This window comes from Sarcina sp. DSM 11001 (assembly GCF_900101015.1).
In the GTDB taxonomy this organism is placed as follows: domain Bacteria; phylum Bacillota; class Clostridia; order Lachnospirales; family Lachnospiraceae; genus CAG-791.
Window position 1 is genome coordinate 1 of record NZ_FNFZ01000042.1, and the last position, 21,202, is coordinate 21,202.

Below are 21,202 nucleotides of genomic sequence, written 5' to 3' on the forward strand. Positions count from 1 at the left end.
GTGACGGGGGATCTCAATCCATTCCTGTCCGCCACCCGAATGGCGGATGCTGCGCATACAGTGATCATGGAACCGGAGCATGCCTTCTTTGCACGTAGGACAAAGATAGTCCCTGCCATCAGGTAAAAACACGTTGCTTTACCTGTTTATACTCTGATACAATGAACATGGTTTTTACCATGGGTTTCAGAGTACAGATCTTTGGTCGGAGGTGTGCTCTGGAACCCTCTTTCTTTTTTGTTAAAAGACAGTATACAAAGCAACTCACAGACAAGCAAGGAGAGCAGTTTTTGGCGGTATCAAATGATCAAAAACATAAATATGAACAATGAAAACGTCAATGAAGACACGGTTATGGTTCTTTCACCCCCGATTCCTTGTTTCTTTGCAGTTCTTTCACTTTATTCATCCGTATCGTCACAACTACACCATTTTTTAGTCAGGTATTCTGCATCTTCTGAACTGTACAAATGCCAGTATTTGGTGAGAAAGATCCCATTATTTACAAAATGATCATTATTTTAAGTCAAATAATAGATGTTTTTTAATGGAGTTTCTGGTAATCTATAACTGCTATTAAAAATATTATAGAAAAAAACAGATTTATTAGATAATCTGAGGGATGCATAATTGAAAAAACGTATCAGAAGATATATGCGAGATGGACATCGCCGCAGCTTTTTCAGACGTTTTGTCAGTATCCTGGCTTGCGTTGTCGTCTTTTGCACAACCTATGCACTCCTTCTTCCCGCGATCACACTTGAAAAGACCGCTGCATGCGGGATCGAAGAACATCAGCATGATGACAGCTGCTATGAGAATAAACTGACCTGTGGCCTGAAAGAAACTGAAGGCCACAGCTACTCGGAAGACTGCTACGATATACACTCGCAAATTATATGTAAAATAGAAGAGCACGCCCATACCGGCGACTGTTTTGATAAAAACGGAAACCTGACCTGTGCGCTCGAAGAGCATACGCATGACAGCGGATGCTTTCGGGAGGACAGGGTTTTGTCGTGTAAAAAAGAGGAAGCGGAGCCTCACCATCATTCTGATGCCTGTTATGAAAAAGTCCTCACTTGCGGGGTAGGAGTCCATACACATAGTGCATCATGCTACTCTGCGCAGGGTGAAGCAGAGGGATCCATGCTCGAAGAAGCCGACATTTATTCAACCGGAGAAGCAGAATCCCCTGCACTTGAAGAAGATATTCCTGCGCTCGAAGAAGCAGGATTCCCTGAACCTGAAAAAGCAGCCGCTTCCCTGCATTTCCAGCAAATGCTGACTGACGCGACTTCTCTCTATACGCTTTCGGGAGGTACATTTGCCGGAGAGACGCTTGATGGGGATACGTCTCCCGAAGATATGTCTTCTGAAGATACACCTCCTGGAGAGACACTTTCCGGAGACACAACTACCGGAAATGAGCTTCCCGAAGAAGGGGAAGAGACTGAAACTGACGAAGCAGTCTGGATCCGTGTTAACGAAAATGATACTGCAGAGGTTCATGCCGCGGATACCGTGCGCCTTTACTATGCCTACACCATTCCGGCCGGAACACTGGATGCCTCCAACGCGGAGTTTCGGTTCCCGCTCCCGTCCAATGTTTATCTCACTGACGAGCAGATCGAGACGAACAACGCGATGAATGACGGGCGAGGTACACAGGCTCTGGAAGGAACTCGAACCCCGGATGAAGCCCCCGTTGACCCGGAGGATGTCTCCGCCTGGGTTACTTTTGAAAATGTCTATGACGATATCGATAACGACACCTATGAAGACATTGAGGTAAAGGACTCCATTCTCCTGGAGCAGGATGCCGTCCTCACATTTGACGAATATTCTATTGAAAAAAACAGAAAGACCTATGATAACGATGGAGCCCTCATCTCCAATGGCGAAAAAATCAGTGGCTTCTTTTCTATCGATGTGACTGCTGACCAGATCCAGTTCGACCAGAACGATGAAAACCTCGAGGCACAAATCACTCTTGTGGAAAAAGATTATGAACTTGACATCGAACCCATCCGCCGAACCTTACGCCTGGTAGAGGAGGATGAGACAGAAGAGGAGGCTTCTGAAGAGGAAGACTCAGAAGAAAAAGAACTAGAGGCGGAAGAGGCAGAAGAGGAAAAGACAGAAGAGGAGACAATCTCTGAAGCCGGGAATGAACAGGAAGAAGCAGCAGAAAAGGAAACAGAAAGCGATCCGGAACAGGAGAAAGAAGAAGAAACCGGAAAGGATCTGGAAGACGTAACGGAAGCGGAAGCAGAAAGCGATTCTGAAGAGAAGCAAGAAGCGGAAGCCGGAAGCAATTCAGAAGACGAGATTGAAGCAGAAACCGGGGAGAATCCGGAAAAAACTTCTTCAGCAGGAACATTGACCTTCGAAGGCCCTGACTATACAGTCTCGGTCAAATATACTGAAGACGCAGGCATCCCGGAAGGTGCCTCCCTTGTTGTGTCTGAAATCAGAGAAGGCTCGGACGAATACAATACCTACCGCGCGCAGGCTGAGAATGCCGTTGCTGCCGGCGGCCTCTCCTGGATCCGCCTTTTTGACATTTCGATTGAAGTCGATGGAAAACCGGTTGAACCCGCTGCCCCAGTCTCTGTTCAGATTAATTACCACGAAGCCATTGCCCAGGACCAGAACACAGAAGTAAACACTGTTCATTTTGAGGGAACGAAAGAGAACCCTAAGCTTCTCGACACCGAGGTTGAGGGTACTGAAAACACCACAGAACAAATCTCCTTCGAGACTGACGGTTTTTCTGTTTTCGCAATCGTGGGGACCGTGATTGAAAAGACTGTGCTGGCAAGTGATGGGCACAATTATCACATTACTGCGACCTATGGACCCGAAACAGGTATTCCAGAGGAGGCGGATCTTGCAGTTGAGGAGATTACAGAAGGTTCCTCTGTTTATGATGAGTATGTATCAAAAACTGAAAATGCTCTTGGCTGGGATGCCGGGTCTGTTCTGTATGCCCGAGTGTTCGATATAAAAATTGCGGATAAGGATGATCCGGAGATCAAGTACCAGCCGAATGATGGGACAAGTGTAGATGTCAGGATCGAATTGGCGGATTCAGAAGAAAAAAAACAACTGAATGTTGTACACTTTGCCGATGATAAGGCAGAGGGAGATGTTTTAGAGAACAGTACAGAGAATAGTGAGAATGGCTCTGTTGTGGAGTTTGCGGCAGACGGGTTCTCAGTTTATGTGATTGTAAATCATGAGGGCGAGGAAGAAATCGTAACGCCTCGGGTAGAGTTCCATTTCATTGGAAATGATTTTACAGATGGCACATCTTCCTATAATGCTTCTCCATATAACTTTGTGAATACTGCCGGTGAGTATCAGACTACGCAGATCCTGAAGGATGGCGAGACTTTGGAAATGGTCGTTAATCCTCCTAACCTGGTCGTGGACGATGGGGAAGGTTCATTAAGTGAAAAGTTCTTCTTTGGCTGGTATGTCGTTAACGAGACCGATGATACGACTGATCTGGATCAGGCATCAGGTAAGTACAGCGGGACCATTTCTTATACATGGCCTGCCGAAGATCTTGAAAAGATTAGTTTCACAGATGAACTGTCAATAACAGCTCCTGAGAATGCCGTAGTTGGAGAGACAGAAGTCACCTGGACTCTGGGTGGCAATTCCGGCACAGGAACAATGGACGAGGAAGGCACGGTCCATGTGTACCTTGCTCCGATCTACGAAGATTTCTATTTTGTTAATTTCCGCATGGGACCGAAGGAAGATACCAGCGGTCTTGTAAATAAACTGCTCGATCGCAAGTTGGTGGTCTTCGGCAGCGGTGATACAAAAGAAATCCGTATCGGTGATATTGAGTGCAGCAATACGGATCCCCAGCACAAGATTTTTGTGGGCTGGGAGACCGTCATCGATAATGACGGAACCCTGGAGCGGGATCAGTACTATCAGACCAGGGATCTGGACGGAAATGAGCTGAACAGCGAGGGCCATGATGATGGCTATTACATCACGATCAATAAGAGCACCAGTGATGTCACAGAAGTTAATCTTTATCCGGTATTTGCAGAAGCCCGTTGGCTGAGATTCAACACCGGCAGATCCGGAAACGGCGCTAAATACGTCGGTTCAGCTTACCGCGTGACCAATGATGAAGGCCAGGGTAACTATTTTGACTCAACCTTCTTCCTTGGAACAGACGGACACGCGAGTCACATGAGCGAACGTCCCGGTTACGATCTTGAAGGATGGTATGCCTTTGCGAAGCTGGACGCCGACGGCAATATCACGAACCTGACCGAACCTCAGGATGTTACGGTCAATTATGTGGACGAATCGGGCAGCATTCAGTCGGTAACGATCAATACGACTGCTGTCAAGATCGTAAATGAGAACGGAGCGATTACCTATAACGGCGCATATACGATCAATGACGGTGCCGATAAGCTGTTCGAGGTCACCGATGGCAAGCTTTACTTCTATAAAGCTCTGGATGAGATGACCCTGTACGCGAACTGGACGCCGAATACGGTGGACTATACCGTTGTCTATTGGCTGCAGAATGCAGACGATGACGGTTATACTCTGATGCATTACGAGACCCAGCAAGGTGTTGCGGGAACACAGACAGCAGCGGCTGTAATTCCTTCATCAAGCGAAGTATATGATGAAAATAAACTTCGGTTCACTCATCTGAGTGAGGACCAGAACAAGGAACAGAGCGGCACACAGTCGGGGATCCAGCAGCAGTATATCGAAGGTGACGGATCGACCATTGTCAATGTGTATTACGACAGGGATGTTTATACTCTGCGGTTCGATATCGGGTTTGCACGCCGGACAAGTACGAGCGGGAGCACAACAACGTATTCAGCGATGAGCGAATCCGAGGCAGCGGCTTATACCGGAACAGTATATGGTGTTGTGGGCGGCGAGTATGTCACGCTGACCCCGGACGGGAACGGTGGTTATACCTATGACGGTACGGTGACCACAAGACATGATTATACCGATTATCGTTATCAGGCCGCAACCGACAATGACTTGCCGCAGTATGGGGTAGTTAATGGCAATGTGGTGGGATTGAGCGGGAGTGTAAGTTACATATATGATTGGCAGTATTACAGAACTCGGTGGCGTGATGCTGCTGCTAATACACCATTGTATACTCTTTCAGGTAACAATTACACAAATTCGGGCTATACGACCAGTTCTTCGTTTGCCAGCGACCCTGGTGCTAATACTTATTATATTTACAATAACAGCCAGTATCGTCAGGCCCGGACAAATGGAGTAGCCAGTACTACTTCAAACTGGACTTACAACAATAACACGCCCTATCCCAATAACAGTCCTCGTTACCATCGTGTAGAGAATTCCGATTCGAACACCTCCTACACGCTCGGCTTTATTGATGGTGCTATGCAGACGGTATCGCATGATGCAGAGGGATGGTATTACAATACTGTAGATCCGGCATCGGTCGCTTACGAAGGGTCTTTGTATAAACAGGAAACGATGGCCGGTACATGGCAGTTTTCTGTTTCCAATACGACGGGGCCTAACTATGGCGCCAATGACAACTGGGAGACTTTCCTTACACAGAGGCGCTATGATCTCGGCACAACAAACCCCTTCAACGCGTCCGAGTATACGGGGACCTATACCACAACGGTTAGTGGGACGCCTTATATTATTTATTACTATGATCTGACTGCAAAATACGGCGAAAATATCATGGACCGCTATCCAGGGTCCCAGCCAGTCAAGGTCAATGGCAACAACCGTTATTCTTTCGTCGGATGGCTCTCTCAGAGGGATTCCTATTACAATGCGCGCCTCAACACCAGTATTAAAGGCTACTTTGAAACGATGACAGAGGACCTGATACTGACCGGCGGTACGATCCCGGGGTATAATTCAGTCATTGCAAACCCGAATCCGGACAATTACACGGCTGTTACGGTCGATGGGAACAACACTGTCACCGGAGAGCACGGCATCACACAGGAATTCCGCTGCAGGTATACAACGCTGTCAGGTGCGAAGAAGTATCTGTATCGTATTTATCTAGCGGATCCGGATACACGGGAGTATCCTTCTGAGCCCACAGATAAATTTGTGATCACTGCAGGCTCAGGCAGTAATCCGAACCTGCAGACTCCCCCGACCTATTCCGGCTATACGCTTGTAGATACCAAGGTGCTTTCCAGTAACGGCACGGAGTCGGTTCCCGGCAGCAGCTACAGCGCCTATACGATTCCGGAACTGACGGAAGCAGGTGTGGGAACCGGTATGATCATGCAGTTCAAGTTCATGCCGAACGAGCATACCATCACCTATAAGTATGCCAATAATGACGAGGTGGATCCCGGCAATAGCAGCAGGACGTATTATTATGATCAGTCGATTGCCTCTGCGGATATTTATACAGACACTGTAGTGGCAAATACTCCGGAAGGATATGAATTTGCGGGATGGTATGAAAACTCCGAGGGACTGGGCAATCCGTTCGACTTCAATACAACGATGCCGGACGGCGACATTATCCTCTATGCGGTCTATAAGCCGGTCCGGTATCCGGTCTATGTGAATCCGAACGGCGGTGAGATCGACCATGTCAACCATACATATACCAGCAATTACGGCGGATATGAGGGATATGACAATCATGTATTTAACCGCACGGAAATTCCGGGAGAGCGCGTAGCGGATTCCGGCTACAACCGTTCACAGGCCACGCTGATCAATGCCAGTTATGGTGATACGATTTCCGAATACACTGTGCCGAGGAACTATGTACAGATCAGTGACCGCGCAGCAGAAAACTACGAGGGGACGATCTATTACTATGTAAATGTGCAGTACAGGTCTACGGACGGTTCCGGGCCGCCTTCCGACTGCCGTAACGCGCTGTATATGACTGAGGAAGAGGTCCACCAATACTATCTGTTCTACCGCGACTGGACACAGGCGAATATTGACGGCGGCTATATTACAGGCGTAACAGTGCTTGACGAGGATACGTGGCGGGCTCTGTATGTCTCCAAGGAAAAATACCGAACGCTGCATGAGGGCGAACACTATGTCTTCCTCGGATGGTATAAAGACGGGGAGAGTATGCCCTATAACTTCTCAGATCCCGTGACCGGTTCCTTTACACTGACGGCGCATTGGCAGCTGGACGGCGGTTACAATGTTCACTATGTGCCGGAGTACACGATGGCAGACGGCACTGTGATCAATGTCCGTGAAGAAGACTGGCCTGACCCGCCGACAAGCGGTATCGCGTATGCTGACGGAGCGACGACACAGATCTATAAACAGCCGACCATGCTGACGATGAACGGAACTGAGGTGACAGATGATTCGGTGATCTTCCTCGGCTGGCAGCTGGTGAGTGTGGGCGGAACAGAAGAAAACCCTGTCTACACGCCGCTGGAGCCGGGCGTATACTACGATCCGGATGATCCTTACATCGTGCGTGCGGCAGATGCGGACATCAACAACAATGTTTATTTCCAGGCAGTTTACCAGTACAAGGATTCGTCAGACCGAAGGCCGGTAATTACGAATCTGACTCTGGATGCCAATGGAGGCTATATCAACACCGGCGACTCGGAAGAACTGCCCGATTGGGATGAATATCCGGGAACGAACTGGATCAATACGGAGGACCATCTGCTTGGCAGTGATCCTACACAGATCCAATTCGGCGATATTCAGTCGAGCGCAGCGGTACATCTGTATCAATACGCGACGGAACTGACCAAAGACGCGGGGGGCAATGTTTTGACAGATTCCCACCAGTTCTTCGAGCATCCGAACGGCGATTTCCTTCTGGGCTTTGATGACAGCCCTACGGAGGGAGATTATGTTGCCACTTATCCGGCAGACAGTGTGATCGCGGTCACAAGAAAGGATGACGCGACGATCTATGCCGTATGGGAGCCCATGGTCTATCTGAAGCTGGAGAACAAGACCGGCGTCGGCCCTGTTACCTTCAATGTCAGTTCCCCGAACAGTGAGGCGCTGGAAGTTATTAACATAGTGACCAGCATTAATGAGCGCATTCCTCTGGCCAGCCTGAACAGCATCACCATTGAGGACGGCGAGAGCATTACACTGGCCTTCCCCAAAGGCGCGGAGAAGGATATTACCATCAGCGGTACGAACACACTGGGCGTGGGCAATGTCCTGATCTGGAACAGTTCTCTGGAACTGGTGGAGGATGGGACAACGACTAGCTACGATACAGCTGAAAATGGCGGGGACATTATTTACAGTCACAACGGAAGTGATTCGGATACCCATACGCTCGTTACCGGTGAAGCAAACAACACAAAGCCCTTTAGCTTTAACGAGACGCTGATCCGGAACAAGAACGCGGTGACCGTCACATTCACTTCCAGAGACAACGCCTTTGCGCTGGTGCTTGATGACAACTATCCCGGCGGAGGTATACAGGAATACGACTATTCTCTTGAGGACATTACGCCGGATAACGGTGTACCGAAAACACAGACGTTGCCGAGCACGAGTACCAGGATTGGCTATGAATTCCAGGGCTGGGCATATGATCCGGCGGCAGATGTGCCGGATTATTCAGCGACTTCTCCGGCAGATTCTCCATGGACGATTCCCGACCTGAATGACGAGACAGGTTTTTTCAGTAAAGGAACTACGGACGAAGATGGGACGACTGTGCGAAGACTGTATGCTGTCTGGAAAGCGAAAGCGGAAGCATCTTATGTCTACGTCTATAAGGAAGTTCCGCTGCCCGGAAATCAGACGAAGGAATTTGAATTTACTGTAAATGTGAGTGGTACTTATAAGCGGACATCTGCCAGTCCCGGAGAGAATCTTTCCGCAAGCGGATCATTTATGTTATCCCACGGTGAGTATGCGGAACTGCACAGCACGAACAGCACTACGGAGGGATTCATTCAGACTGTAGTGACGCTGTACAATGCTGATGGAACAAGAAAAAAGGACACCCATGGAGTCGAAATACCGCGGATTACCATCAAAGCACAGGCCAATAGTGCTCAGAGCGGAGGTTCGTTTAGCGGTACGGAAAAAATTACTGTAACAGAAACATCTGCTGATTATTATTCCACTGCAATGTCCAGGCTGGCTCAGGTGAACAACGTGTACCCTCTGATTATGCAGGGAAGTGAAGACCGCACAACTATACCTCTTAATGATATCGATGGGAATGTGGTGACCTGGACCAATACGGATGCCGGCGGAACAGTGGTATATGACAATATCAGGCAGACGCACGACATAAGAGTAGGGAAGGTCTTGCACAGCAACACCTCTGCGTCAGCGATGTTCACTTTCAATGCGTCATATACTCTCGAAGGAAATGAAGTTGATCTGGGAACATTCACCGCACAGAGCGGCACTGTAAATACGGATGCCCTGAAGAATATTCCAGCCGGTGCTGTCCTGACCATTACCGAGGCCATGGATACTAACGACATTTATACAACAACCACTTCTTCTGAAAAAGACGCAGTGGATTCAAATGTCGATTCCAAGGTTTTCAGTTTTACGGTTTCCGAGGATGATACTATTACCTTTGATAACACGCTGAAATCATATCCGGTGGTATTCCGACTGGTGGATCAGAATCTTCAGCCTACGATCAACGGTATGTTCAGCCTGTCTTCTTCCATCGGATCGCTGGGTACCGACCTGTACGCCAGCGCGACAAGCACCGATCCTCCGGCGGGCCAGTTCTATTCTAGCGGCACCTTCTGGGCAGACTCCTATACACTGAACCAGACGGTCATCCCGACAGGCTATATCGGACCGAATGGTCCCGTAACTCTTACTGTGACCGGAAGCGGTATTGTAAGCTCGGATCCCGAAAATGTGACTGTGGACTGGATAGATCAGAATGATCATAGCAAAGGATACCTCATCACGGTTATAAACCGAGCAACTAAAAAGGTGACAGTGAAGAAAGTACTGGAAGACCCCTTGCTTTCCAGTACACGACAGTTCGGCTTCACGTACAACTATACCCCGGAAGGGGCGACAGAAGCTGTGACGGGTGCCTTTACCCTTGCACCGGTTGCAAACAGCGAGACTGTCACAGCTTGGGAGTTGACAGTACCAATCAATGCAAGCCTGACGATTACTGAGATGACAACAGGAGATTATGCGTCTGTTGGAATGATCTATGACACGATGATGACAGTAGTATCTGAGTCAGAAACCTTCACGGATTCCAACGGGACAGACGGAGCCGTTTTTACCGTGAACAAAGTAGAAGACGATGGTATGGTTGTTTTCACAAATACCCGGAAAACGCAGACGGTCACAGTGAAAAAGATTTTTGATTCTGAAACTGCTGCCACGACTGTTCCATTTGCGGCTATATTGATGAACGGAGCGACTGCACTTTCAGGCTACACGGTTTATGGAACTGTCGGCGATGACGGAGCTTTGACAACAAACAGCGATGGGCAAGTAAACTTTAACCTGACTCACAACAGTACGCAGGAGTTGACTGTGCCCTACGGAACAAAGCTTGCGCTCAGTGAGACGGCGGAAGGCTATACCGCCACAATCAGCACAGAGCACGGAGCCTCCGATGAAGATAGCATCGAGAACAGTTTCACTATGACGGTTACACAAGATGATATGATCACTTTTACGAACAGAAAGGGTGGAGTTAACGTAATTCTTAAGAAGATCGGTGCAGATAGTACTACACAACATACGATTGAAGAGCATTTGGGCGGAGCAGAGTTTACGATTTATAAATCAGATCATTCAACTATTGCTGAAGGACAGGAGGAAGGAAACACTGTAGAACTGAAAGACAAAATATCTTCTGATGAAGATGGATATTTCTTTAACGGTGTACTTGCCGCAGGAACCTATTATCTACATGAAACAGGTGCCCCCTCAGGCTATTATCAGCTGGTGGATGATCTTCGAATGACCGTTTCAGCAGATGGAAAGGTTGAGATTTTTGGACAAAACGGAAGTGCAACAGAAGAGTTTACACCTGTAGGTGGCGTTAGCACGGTAATCATCAAGAACTATTGCGGATACGCTTTACCATCCACCGGTGGCGCAGGAACAATGCTTTTCAAAATCTTTGGGTTAATCCTGATCACAGGAACAGGATTACTATTGTGGAGGAGACGAAAGCTTCTTTGATTGAAAAGATGAATAAGCGGTGAAAAACTGGACAAGAAGTAAAAGAAATGAGGATGCTCGGTAAATGAACTTCATAAGAATTTAAAGAACTGCATCGACAGTAAAAGAACTGCCCTGGGCCTAGAAGTAAAGCCCGGTGCAGTTCTTTTTATCAGATCAACGACAATCTGAAAGATCAACAACAATCTGAAATCTCAGAGATTCTCTTAATCTTCGATGATATATGCGTCCACGATTTCTCCAAAGAAGGTAACGTGGGGATCTTTATTTGCCCCTGTGGCGGTGCTGTCCACATCCCTGGGGTACATTGAACGGTTGATCTCCTCACTGAGTGCAGACAGATCCTGTTTCTGGACATACATTACACGGCACTCAAGTGTGATGGGAAATTCTTTAATGGCGGGAACGGAGATGACCTCCGGCTCGACCAGGGTCAGTCCTGCTTCTTTGATCTTGTCTGTGTCCCGTCCGCTCTTAGCACCGCAGACATGCAGGATTTTCGGATCATAGCTGTTGACGGGGATACTGACTGTGAATTCCGGGTTTGCGGCAAGCTGCTTTCTTGTGAACCTGCCTTCCCGGATGTAGGCGGCGAATACTGGCTTTCCCCAGTTTATGCCGATGGTGCCCCATCCGATGACCATTGCATTGACTTTCTCCGCCTTAGTTGTCAGCAGGATCCCTTTGGGGAGCGCTTTTATTATTGTGTCGGCATAGTCGCTGATATTAATCTTTCTTTTTGTCATAAACTGATAACTCCTCTTTGGTAAGTCTTATTATAAATCAGGATACAGGCAATTGGAAAACCGCTGATATATCCTGATATGCCTTCTGTAATCATTCCGTATCACACACATTCCCGATGCCGGCGGAATTGAACCGGATAAAGCCAGGATTCATGAACCCGAACTCTAAACAGAATATCTTTTCCCTGTCTCTCTTTTGTTTGATCAATGTTTGATCAATCCTGTTCGTATCGAACCCGACAAGACTTTTTATAAAAGGCGATTCCGTACTTGTGTATGGTCTCCATGTCCTCCTGACGCAGATCAGCGGTATAGTCATTGTCTTCGATTTGCTGCAATGTTTCGCTGTAGGCGGCGTCGAAAGTACCGCCCTCGGCGTATTTGACCTCGATGGCGCAGCCGGTCTTTTTCGCATAGTCAAGGACTTCAATGTCCAAGTATCCGGAGCCGGATTCCGCGTTGGACTGTACAGAAAATCGGCCGTCACCCTTCAGCAGGCCTAAAAGCATTCCGTGATAAAAATTCTCTTTATACTCTTTTTTCACGAATGTATCCCGGATGCTGATGGACTGTGACAGGAAGCCATTCAGACGCAGCTCCATTTCTTTCGCGTCACCGCTGATAAGCGCGTCGCAGAACTGCTCCCATTCCCCGGTATGGCTGCGGACTTTTTTACGGAACAAGGTTTTGATCTGCGTCTCGTAGATGTCCTGCACTTCCCGATTGGGAATAACGAGGCGGCGGGCGCGGGTATAGACAGATTGTCTCCTGGCCTCGTCTTCCCGTCTGTCTTTTTCATCAGTGAGATATCCCGTGGAGTAAAGAACACTCCACACGTAATTTTCCCGTGTTTCTTCATCGTCTGTGTCGAAGTCCGCATAGGTCAGTTCCGGGAGGATCGTTTTTGTGACGGCTTCGCCCGAGATCAGCCTTTCGATGTCCGCCTTCGTGGCTTCCGATGGATTCGTCAACAGATCTCTCACGATGTAATTGCTGCTGCTGTTGGCCCAGTAAGGCTTCATAGGGGCATTCGGGTCGGCGCAGAATTCCCATGTCTGGCAGATGACATCCCACGGACAGTAGATCTGCTGCGTTCCAAAATGATAGCCGTCATACCACTCCCGCAGGATTCCATATTTTTCAGGTACATCATAATAATTGAGGAGTTCCCGCACTTCCGTGTCAGTAAATCCGAAATATTTTGCGAAGGCTGTGTCTGAAATGCTGTTAACGAAAAAATTATTGATCCCTGTGAAAATGCTTTCCCGCACGATTTGCAGACACCCCGTCAGGATGGCAAACTCTAAAAAAGGGTTCGTCTTCAGTGCGCGGCTGAACATGGCCCGGATGTGTACAACCATTTTTTCATAGTAGCCATGCTGCCAGGCCTTGTCCAAGGGTACGTCGTATTCGTCAATCAGAATGACCGTCTTTTTCCCGAAATGTTTGGACAACATCTCAGAGAACAACCGCAGGAAGTTCCTCTGGGACTCTTCATCAAGTGGGGAATCATAATATTCCTGAATTGAAAGCTGGTCATATTTGTTCAAATGCTCGCTGTCAAACAGGTAATCATGCCTTCTGGCTTCCTCCTGCAGCCGCGCAGACAGTCCGTTCAAGACCTCCTCGTAGGTTCTGCCTTCCACGTCTTTGAGGCTGAGAGCGATGACAGGGTATTGCCCCATATGTGCATCGCAGATCTCTTTATCTTCGGAGACAATGAGGCCGTCGAAGAGAGAAGATCTGTCCCGATCTCCAGAAAGCATTTGAACATGTCGATATTCAGGCTCTTACCGAAGCGGCGCGGTCTGGTGAACAGGGTGATGAGGCCTCGCCTGCGGAGGAAATCCGAGAGCATCGCGGTCTTGTCGACATAATAGAAATTCCCTCTGCGGATGCTGGAAAAAAATTCTTCTCCGATCGGGAGCATGAGCTTTTCTGCCATCTGGGATTCCTCCTGTTAATGAGCGCCAGTACTGTCTGAGACGAGTGTGAAACGATAAGAGTGCTGTAAGAATTACAATGTTTTTTAGTATACATCATGCCAGAAAGGCTTGCAATCGGGCAAACCGTACAGAGCGGGGGGACTATGGTCTTAGGCACCGGGATTTTAGAACTAAGACAAATGCTTGTGATTTAAAATTTGACATGCTCTGGCCCATCCTTGACTGCCGCTGAAAAAGCCATGACAGGGCCACCAGTTTTTCACCAGATAAAATTGGATTTCAGCTGCTCACCATTGTCGATCAACAGGTCCTGGCCCGTCATGCTGCGGTTGATGCATGTCAGATAGTAACAGAGATCTGCAATCTCTTCCGCGAAAGCCCATTTGTGCAGGAGTGTCTCATTCAGGCACTGCCGCATGAGGTCGGGATTATCAATGATATGGGCATTGAGGGGAGTCAGTACCCCGCCCGCGGAAATACTGTTGCAGGTCGCTCCGTATTTTGCGACGCGCAATGCGACATTCTTCATATAGGCCAGGATGCCGCCCTTGCTGGCGGCGTATAGGGGAAATTCTGCCCCGTTGCTCGCGCTGGAGGAAGCCATAAACACGATGGACAGAATTGAAGGCGTGATCCCGTATTTTTCCGTGACGGCAATGGATCCCTTCAGATTGATATCGATCTCGCGGCCGCCTTCCTGGACTCCTGCGTTATTGATGAGGATCTGGATCCCGCTGATTTCCGGGAGATTCCCTGTGATATCCGCCACGATATGCGTGTAGTCAGGCCGACCGTTCAACGGATCGGGACATATATCCATTCCGATGACTTCGTGCCCCTCCTTCAGGTATTTCAATGCGCACGCCAGCCCGATTCCGCGGGACGTGCCGGTGATCAGAACTTTCATTTATGCTTTCCTCTGATTATTTATATTTCTGTTTTTTGACTATTTATACCTCTGTTTTTCCGACTTTCAGAATAACACATTAACACCTTAAAAAACACACTACCACATTTAAAAAACTTGTCATCAGGCTTTGTGATATTCGACTTTAATTTGACTTCGGTCCGATTTTGATCCACATGTCTGATCATAACAGAGACATTTTGACAGTTCAGAATCATTAAGGTAGGATGGTTGTAAATTAAGACTTGTAAATTATGACATTGTTTGACTTTGTTAAAGAGAGATACGACATGGCTTACAGTGAGCTGATTAAAAATTTTAACCGCATCCGTACCTATCTCCGTTCATTCTATGTGTACGGTTTCCGGCATCGCGATGAATTCACCCAGAAGAGCGCGCGGAGCTATGACAATGAACGCCGCCGGGTGGAAAGCTGGCTCGGCGAGTATATGTCTTTTGGGCAGGATGAGGAGGGTAGGCGGGTCTTTCTTTCCGTGGACAGCCGGGCGATTCCTGCAAATCCTCTGTACCGGGCTTTCAGGACCAAGTCCTTTACGGACCGGGATATCACTCTGCATTTTCATATCCTGGATATTCTGAAGGTCACCGGCGGCCTTTCTATTACCAGCCTGATGGATGAACTGGCGGACCGCCTGTCAGTATTTGAGACGGGTGAGCTTCCGGATGAATCCACGGTGCGCAAGAAGCTCAGGGAGTATGCTTCTCTGGGTATTGTTTCTATGGAAAAACGGGGACGAAAGACCTTTTATGTCCTCAGTGAGGATTATGTCGACCTGCAAAGCTGGGAAACGGCCATATCGTTTTTTTCCGAATCTGCCCCGCTGGGAGTGATTGGGTCCTTTGTCCAGGATCATATGCCGGAGAGATTCCAGAAGTTCCGCTTCAAGCATCATTATATCCTGAATGCCCTGGACAGCGAGACCCTGTACGAGCTTTTTATCGCGATCGGCGAAAGGAAACTGATCATTTTCACAACCGGCAGGCAGCATGTGACAGCCCTGCCCCTTAAAGTGTACATTGGAACCCAGACCGGGCGGCAGTATCTTCTCGCCTGGACCCCTGCCAATGACCTTTTTTCCTTCTACCGCGTTGATCTTATTGACAATATTAAGGTGGGAGATGCTTTGGCGCGGACCGGAGAAGCGGAACAGAGGATTGATCAGATTGATCAGTTGGAAAAAACTGATTTGGAGAAATCCGATTTAGGGGAACCCGATTTTGAAAATAATAACTTGGAAAAGACCAATCTTGAAAAACGCCTGAACGAGTTCTGTTCCCATGTCTGGGGTGTGACAGGCAATAATCACACGCGCCTTACCCATATCGAAATGACTGTTTTCGCAGATCCTGAGGAAGGTCACATCGTGGAGAGGCTCCATCGCGAAAAACGATGCGGGACAGTAGAGCAGCTGGATGACACCCACTGGCGCTTTTCGGCAGACGTGTATGAAGCCTTTGAAATGCTGCCGTGGCTGCGGACGTTTACAGGCAGGATCACCGACCTGCAGTGTACAGACAAACAGCTCACTGCCCGTTTCTGGAAGGATTTTAAAGATCAGGCGAAAATGTACAGTCTGGAAAGTTTGTGAAACCCGGAGGTCAAAGCGATGCTTTTTCATGAAATCTACAGCAGTTATTATATTGCGGTTTCCTCTATCCTGAAGGAAGCGGTGCGCGGTACCTTGACAGGGAAAAAGCTGAACGCCCTTGTGCAGGAGCACGCATTCGGAGAGAGTCTTTTGACGATCCCGGACGGGCTTAAGGGTGAAAAATGGAGGCTGATCCACAAAGATTTGTCCACTCCGTTGGAGGAGGAGCCTTCCATGCCTCTGACGATTCTGGAGAAAAGGTGGATGAAAGCGCTGCTGCTGGATCCGAGGATCCGGCTCTTTATGCCGGATATAATCGGGCTTAAAGAAACCGGACTTGAGGATGTCGAGCCCCTCTTTACGCCTGACATGATCGTTTATTATGACCGGTATTCGGATGGAGACGATTATGAAAATCCCGAATACATCCGGCACTTCCGGACCATTCTGCAGGCATTGCAGGAGGAGCAGGATATCTTCGTCAGTTTTGAATCGAGGCTTCACGCTAAGCCGCAGCTGGTCGTTACGCCGCATTATCTGGAGTACTCTGAAAAAGATGACAGGTTCCGGCTGGTGGCGGCCGGCCACCGGCGCCGCTGGGTGATCAACCTTTCCAGGATCACAGCGTGCGAGCCCGCTCACAGAAATGATCGTGTGCAGCTCAAAGAAGCTCCGGCCAAAACAGTGACCTTTGAACTCGAAGACCGCCGCAACGCCATGGAACGCGTACTGCTCCATTTTTCACACCTGGAAAAGGAGACCAAAAGACTGGATGACCGCAGATACAGGGTGACCCTCAAATACGACAGACAGGATGAAACCGAGATGGTGATCAGGATTATGTCTTTTGGGTCGGCGATCAGAGTGACAGAGCCCGACAGCTTTGTCGCCCTCATCCGCGAACGCATCCGGAAACAGCTCGCTTTCCAGAAAAACAACATTTTTCAGGACATATTTCAGGATGGCCGCGAAACTGATGGCAGAAGCCGGACTAAGGATGTCAGCGAAGCAAATGATATCAGCGAAAAAAGGTGCCAGCAGGACAAATGATATCAGCGAAATAAACGATGTCAGCGAAGCAAATGACATCATTGAAAAAAGGTGTCAGCAGAACAAACAATGCAAACGAAATAAATAATGTTGGCAAAACAAATGAAAAATAACAAAGGAGATTTTTAAAAACGATGATAGAAGAGGAAATGATGCTGAAGGAGACTGTGATTCAGAAAGCAAATGCTTTCAGCGCCTATAACCATATCGAAATGACTGTCGTGAAAAAAGACTATGCGGAGGTCCGCCTGGAGCTTGTGCCGGAGTCTATGAATTTCCGTGGAACTGTCCACGGAGGGGCTTATTTTACCATGGCTGACATGTGCTCCGGCATTGTGTGCAGGACAGATGGAAGGTCTTACGCCACCCAGCATGCCAGTGTGGAATATCTGCGCGCGGCTGACGGCGGTGTGCTGACCGGCCGCGGCAGAGTCATCCACAGAGGCCGGACAAGCTGTGTAGTGGAAGTGCGGATCACGACAGAAGAAGACAAGCTTGTTTTTATTGGCACTTTCCAGTTTGCCTGCATAGGGGATAAAACAAAAATGGTTCTTCCGCATTGAACAGTGCCTGCTACGGGACTCTCTGTCTAAAGTCTTTTCCGGTGAAGTCCCTTATTCTTCTCTGTAAAGATATTCAGGAATAATACTCAGCAGATAGAAGATAAAAACAAGGGAGATCAGTCTGTCGATATAATCGGTCAGGAACTGAACAACAAAAACACTTGCCGTAAGGCCAAGTCCTGCCTTGTTCAGGACCTGTACGAGGATCGTGGACCCGGAGGAGGTGATCCCGCCAAAGAGGAAAGCTGTGATGATCGAGCTGACGATGGTGCCCGGCAGGGTGATCAGGAGCGCTCCGGGAATGATCCGCCATTTTTTAACAGAGATCGATCTGCCGGCCAGACCCGTCACGAGACCAAGAATCAGGCCGACGGGCATATAATACAAAGAATAGATATCAATGGTAAAACCCATGACAAGTCCGTACAGAAGCGGGGGAAGCATACCGTAAAGCGGCCCGAACAGGACCGCGATCAGAATGGTTCCCATACTGTCCAGATAAATCGGTAAATGTAACAGGAGCGCAATCTGCCCTCCCACAATATTAAGGATGATCGCCAGGGCGAGGAAGCAGAGCCTCCTTGTTGAAATTAATTGAGTACTACTGTTTTCGGGCATAATTAACTCCTCTTGGACCAGGACCGTTCCCTGGTCCGTAAATATTGGTGACAGGTCTTATTTTTTATTACATTATTTTATTACAGGATATTACAAGTAATTGACGCGGCGGATCTGGGAGTTTTCCCCGGGGCCATTCCCGCCGGATTTAAATTTATTAAAATCTATTCAAAACCAGGTTCTTCCACATCTGTTAGTGACTTTTCCTTAAGGAATCACTAATTCCGGGAAAGATAACTGCAAAGTACTACTGTTTGCGGAAGAGCCCAAAACTATTTCAGCAGATCTGCCAGTAAATCCGGTTCAGCGCCGTTCTCCTCCAGGCCCAGGAGCTTGGAGAAAAACAGATGAAAGAAGGCCTGCCGGCGGACTTCAGTCAGGACATAGGCATTTGGCTTATGCCTGTAAAAATCCATGGAGTCTACGATGGACTGACCGATACTGATTCCCTGTGTCTCGATCTGGACATAGGAAGGAAAACCCTGGCACAGATCTCTGTCGGCGAAATAGGCAACTGCGAGCGGATCATTGATGACGCAGCCGATCAGGTGCTCCCATTCCCAGTGAAAATCCATGTAAAATTTCGTGATGGCTTCCACAAAATCCCCGATTCGCGGATTGAGCCGTTTCATATAGGTCAGCAGATCAGGGGTGAGGACAATGCGGCGAGTCACATCGAGGCCCACCATGTGGATCAGCCTGCCGCGGCGGTCCATTTCCCTGTAAATGGCAGAAGCCGCATCGGGATCGCACCAGTAATTGTACTCGGCAACCGGCGAGCAGTTGCCGTGGCTCTTAAAGGATCCGCCCATCGAGACCAGCTCATCGATCCTGTCGAAGGCGTCCGGATCCCTTTCCGCCAGCAGGGCCAGGTTGGTCATGGGCCCGAGGGCGATGATCCCCGTTTTTTCCCTTTTCAGAGTTTCCGCTAAAAAATCAACAGCACTGCTCTTTGTTTTTACATACTCATATTCAGGGACGTCAGGGAAGAAGCTTTCCCCCAGGCCGTCCCGGCCGTGCGTGTCCAGGGCATTCACAAATTCTCTTTTGAGCGGGCGGTCTGCGCCCATGTAGACCGGCACATCCAGCCTGTTCATAAATTTCAGAACCTTCAGGATGTTCTGATAGCCCATTTCAACAGGAGAATTGCCGGCGACGACAGTTATGCCGGCCACCTCCAGCTCATCCTTCATAGAGAGCGCCAGCATGACGGCAAGGCTGTCATCGATTCCCGGATCACAGTCTATGATCACTCTTTTTCTCATGAAAAAACTCCAGCAAAATATTCGGCAAAAACCTGCTGGGTGTTTGAGCAAAGCAGAATGCCCGCGAACATGATGTCTAAATTCATGGTGTATAAAACCCATGATGTCCAGAACCATGATGTTCAAACTCATGATGTATAAAAACCCATGATGTCCGGAACAATGTTTTCCCAAAACACGACGTCTAAAACCAGGAAGCCAAAAAAGATGCCGCAGGAAAAAGACCTGCGGCATGAAAGTTCATGATCCCTGTTTTTTATCCTGGGTGGTCCACGACCAGCATTGTCAGAAGGAGTACTTCAGCCAACTGCGGCATTGTAGCATACATTGAAAAGAAGTACAACCCCCAATATTGAGCGCAAGGGGACAGTCCTTTGTTCGCCAATTGTTTCTCAGAAATCAATCCTGTTCTTTGCAGTCAAACGTGACGTACGGTGGATTTTCGCCGGCTTCCTTTGCGGGAAGGTAACGGTTCCAGAAATCGTCAAACAGTCGGAAGATTTCCTTACGTTTGGCGACGATGATAAAGACGGTGATGCAGACATATAGGGCGGAGAGGATGTCCGTGAAGGCCCAGAGTGCTTCCGCTTCGATGTTGTAGAAAATGACGCAGGGAAGCATAAAGTAAACAATATAGATGGGCATCATTTTCCGATTCCTTTCGGTATCGCCAAAGGCATAGTTGACGGATTTCTCGCAGGCTTTGGTGGACATGCCGAAAAAAGCGGAGACCCACATCCACACGAGGGCGCCGGGGCCGCCCGAGACGATCGCAGTCGCCACGCCGCTGATGTTGCCTGTCCCGACTGTGTTGGCCAGGGCCGTGCAGGCTGCGCGGAAGCCGGAGACCGTGCCCTCGCCTTCCCCCTTTGCTCCGATTTTGGCAAAAGTGTTTTTGAAATTGAAAGCGATTTTCCACTGGTACCGGAAGGAAAACCGGATGCTGAAGATGATGCCGACTCCAACGAGCAGGATCGTCATCCAGGTTCCCTACATAAAATCATCGATCATGTATAAAAAATCTGTTATTGCAGCCATATCTCTCCCTTTATACTTTTCTATCTATTTTCATCTGTTTTTAACTGATGCCATCGGTTTCTATCTATTTGCATGTATTTTTTGCATGTATTTTTTGCATGTACTTTTATCTGTTTGCATCTGTTTCCTGAAACATTTCGGGACGGAGAGTTCTGTTATATCAACCTGCCGTCTTCGGGGCGGAAAGATTCGTTACGTCATGAAATACATATAAATCATTAAACTATATACAAATATTTTAATATAATATGTATCCTTCACTGTTCAATGGA

11 protein-coding genes are annotated in these 21,202 nt (G+C 48.3%); 4 read left to right on the forward strand and 7 right to left on the reverse strand.

Translation table 11 applies throughout. The features are described from left to right. The first annotated feature begins 654 nt into the window (after window positions 1–654). The gene (locus BLT02_RS15550) at window positions 655–11,187 is read left to right on the forward strand and encodes an InlB B-repeat-containing protein (RefSeq protein WP_139187705.1); all 10,533 of its coding nucleotides are present in this window, start codon (window positions 655–657) and stop codon (window positions 11,185–11,187) included. 206 nt (window positions 11,188–11,393) lie between these two features. Here BLT02_RS15550 and BLT02_RS15555 read toward each other — a convergent pair whose 3' ends face one another. The 4 genes from BLT02_RS15555 to BLT02_RS15565 form a co-directional block, all read right to left on the reverse strand. Beyond that, the gene (locus BLT02_RS15555; protein ID WP_092997616.1) at window positions 11,394–11,933 is read right to left on the reverse strand and encodes a flavin reductase family protein; all 540 of its coding nucleotides are present in this window, start codon (window positions 11,931–11,933) and stop codon (window positions 11,394–11,396) included. Between the two features lie 215 nt (window positions 11,934–12,148). Then, window positions 12,149–13,654 carry an AAA family ATPase gene (locus tag BLT02_RS15560; protein ID WP_347475047.1) on the reverse strand — a complete coding sequence of 502 codons (1,506 nt, stop codon included), beginning with the start codon at window positions 13,652–13,654 and terminating at the stop codon, window positions 12,149–12,151. After that, entirely contained in the window at window positions 13,549–13,878 is a 330-nt protein-coding gene (locus BLT02_RS18280) for an AAA family ATPase (RefSeq protein WP_347475044.1), read from the reverse strand. Before BLT02_RS18280 ends, BLT02_RS15560 begins: the two co-directional genes overlap by 106 nt. A gap of 260 nt (window positions 13,879–14,138) precedes the next feature. After that, window positions 14,139–14,786, reverse strand: a complete 648-nt coding sequence (locus BLT02_RS15565; RefSeq protein ID WP_092997619.1) for an SDR family NAD(P)-dependent oxidoreductase — start codon at window positions 14,784–14,786, stop codon at window positions 14,139–14,141. A gap of 290 nt (window positions 14,787–15,076) precedes the next feature. On the opposite strand from BLT02_RS15565, the gene BLT02_RS15570 reads away from it, so the two are divergent. The 3 genes from BLT02_RS15570 to BLT02_RS15580 all read left to right on the forward strand — a co-directional run bounded on the left by BLT02_RS15570 (window position 15,077) and on the right by BLT02_RS15580 (window position 18,009). Beyond that, entirely contained in the window at window positions 15,077–16,396 is a 1,320-nt protein-coding gene (locus BLT02_RS15570) for a WYL domain-containing protein (RefSeq protein WP_092997622.1), read from the forward strand. An 18-nt stretch (window positions 16,397–16,414) separates the two neighbouring features. Beyond that, window positions 16,415–17,446, forward strand: a complete 1,032-nt coding sequence (locus BLT02_RS15575; protein WP_092997625.1) for a WYL domain-containing protein — start codon at window positions 16,415–16,417, stop codon at window positions 17,444–17,446. A gap of 134 nt (window positions 17,447–17,580) precedes the next feature. After that, window positions 17,581–18,009, forward strand: a complete 429-nt coding sequence (locus tag BLT02_RS15580; protein WP_092997628.1) for a PaaI family thioesterase — start codon at window positions 17,581–17,583, stop codon at window positions 18,007–18,009. A 51-nt stretch (window positions 18,010–18,060) separates the two neighbouring features. Here BLT02_RS15580 and BLT02_RS15585 read toward each other — a convergent pair whose 3' ends face one another. From BLT02_RS15585 to BLT02_RS15595, 3 genes are all read right to left on the reverse strand, one after another. Beyond that, window positions 18,061–18,627, reverse strand: coding sequence for an ECF transporter S component (locus tag BLT02_RS15585; RefSeq protein WP_092997630.1), 567 nt, complete (start codon window positions 18,625–18,627; stop codon window positions 18,061–18,063). 272 nt (window positions 18,628–18,899) lie between these two features. Further along, a complete protein-coding gene (locus BLT02_RS15590; RefSeq protein WP_092997633.1) occupies window positions 18,900–19,892 on the reverse strand; it encodes a nucleoside hydrolase in 993 nt (330 codons plus the stop codon). A gap of 399 nt (window positions 19,893–20,291) precedes the next feature. Continuing rightward, window positions 20,292–20,873, reverse strand: coding sequence for an alanine:cation symporter family protein (locus tag BLT02_RS15595; RefSeq protein WP_092997636.1), 582 nt, complete (start codon window positions 20,871–20,873; stop codon window positions 20,292–20,294). Window positions 20,874–21,202: the final 329 nt, after the last annotated feature.

Bases quoted from the DNA above. Each gene is read 5' to 3' on its own strand.
- BLT02_RS15575 (WP_092997625.1), top strand. From the start codon at position 16,415: ATGCTTTTTCATGAAATCTACAGCAGTTATTATATTGCGGTTTCCTCT.
- BLT02_RS15585 (WP_092997630.1), bottom strand. From the start codon at position 18,627: ATGCCCGAAAACAGTAGTACTCAATTAATTTCAACAAGGAGGCTCTGC.
- BLT02_RS15590 (WP_092997633.1), bottom strand. From the start codon at position 19,892: ATGAGAAAAAGAGTGATCATAGACTGTGATCCGGGAATCGATGACAGC.
- BLT02_RS15570 (WP_092997622.1), top strand. From the start codon at position 15,077: ATGGCTTACAGTGAGCTGATTAAAAATTTTAACCGCATCCGTACCTAT.
- BLT02_RS15565 (WP_092997619.1), bottom strand. From the start codon at position 14,786: ATGAAAGTTCTGATCACCGGCACGTCCCGCGGAATCGGGCTGGCGTGC.
- BLT02_RS15550 (WP_139187705.1), top strand. From the start codon at position 655: ATGCGAGATGGACATCGCCGCAGCTTTTTCAGACGTTTTGTCAGTATC.
- BLT02_RS15580 (WP_092997628.1), top strand. From the start codon at position 17,581: ATGATAGAAGAGGAAATGATGCTGAAGGAGACTGTGATTCAGAAAGCA.
- BLT02_RS18280 (WP_347475044.1), bottom strand. From the start codon at position 13,878: ATGGCAGAAAAGCTCATGCTCCCGATCGGAGAAGAATTTTTTTCCAGC.
- BLT02_RS15555 (WP_092997616.1), bottom strand. From the start codon at position 11,933: ATGACAAAAAGAAAGATTAATATCAGCGACTATGCCGACACAATAATA.
- BLT02_RS15595 (WP_092997636.1), bottom strand. From the start codon at position 20,873: ATGACGATCCTGCTCGTTGGAGTCGGCATCATCTTCAGCATCCGGTTT.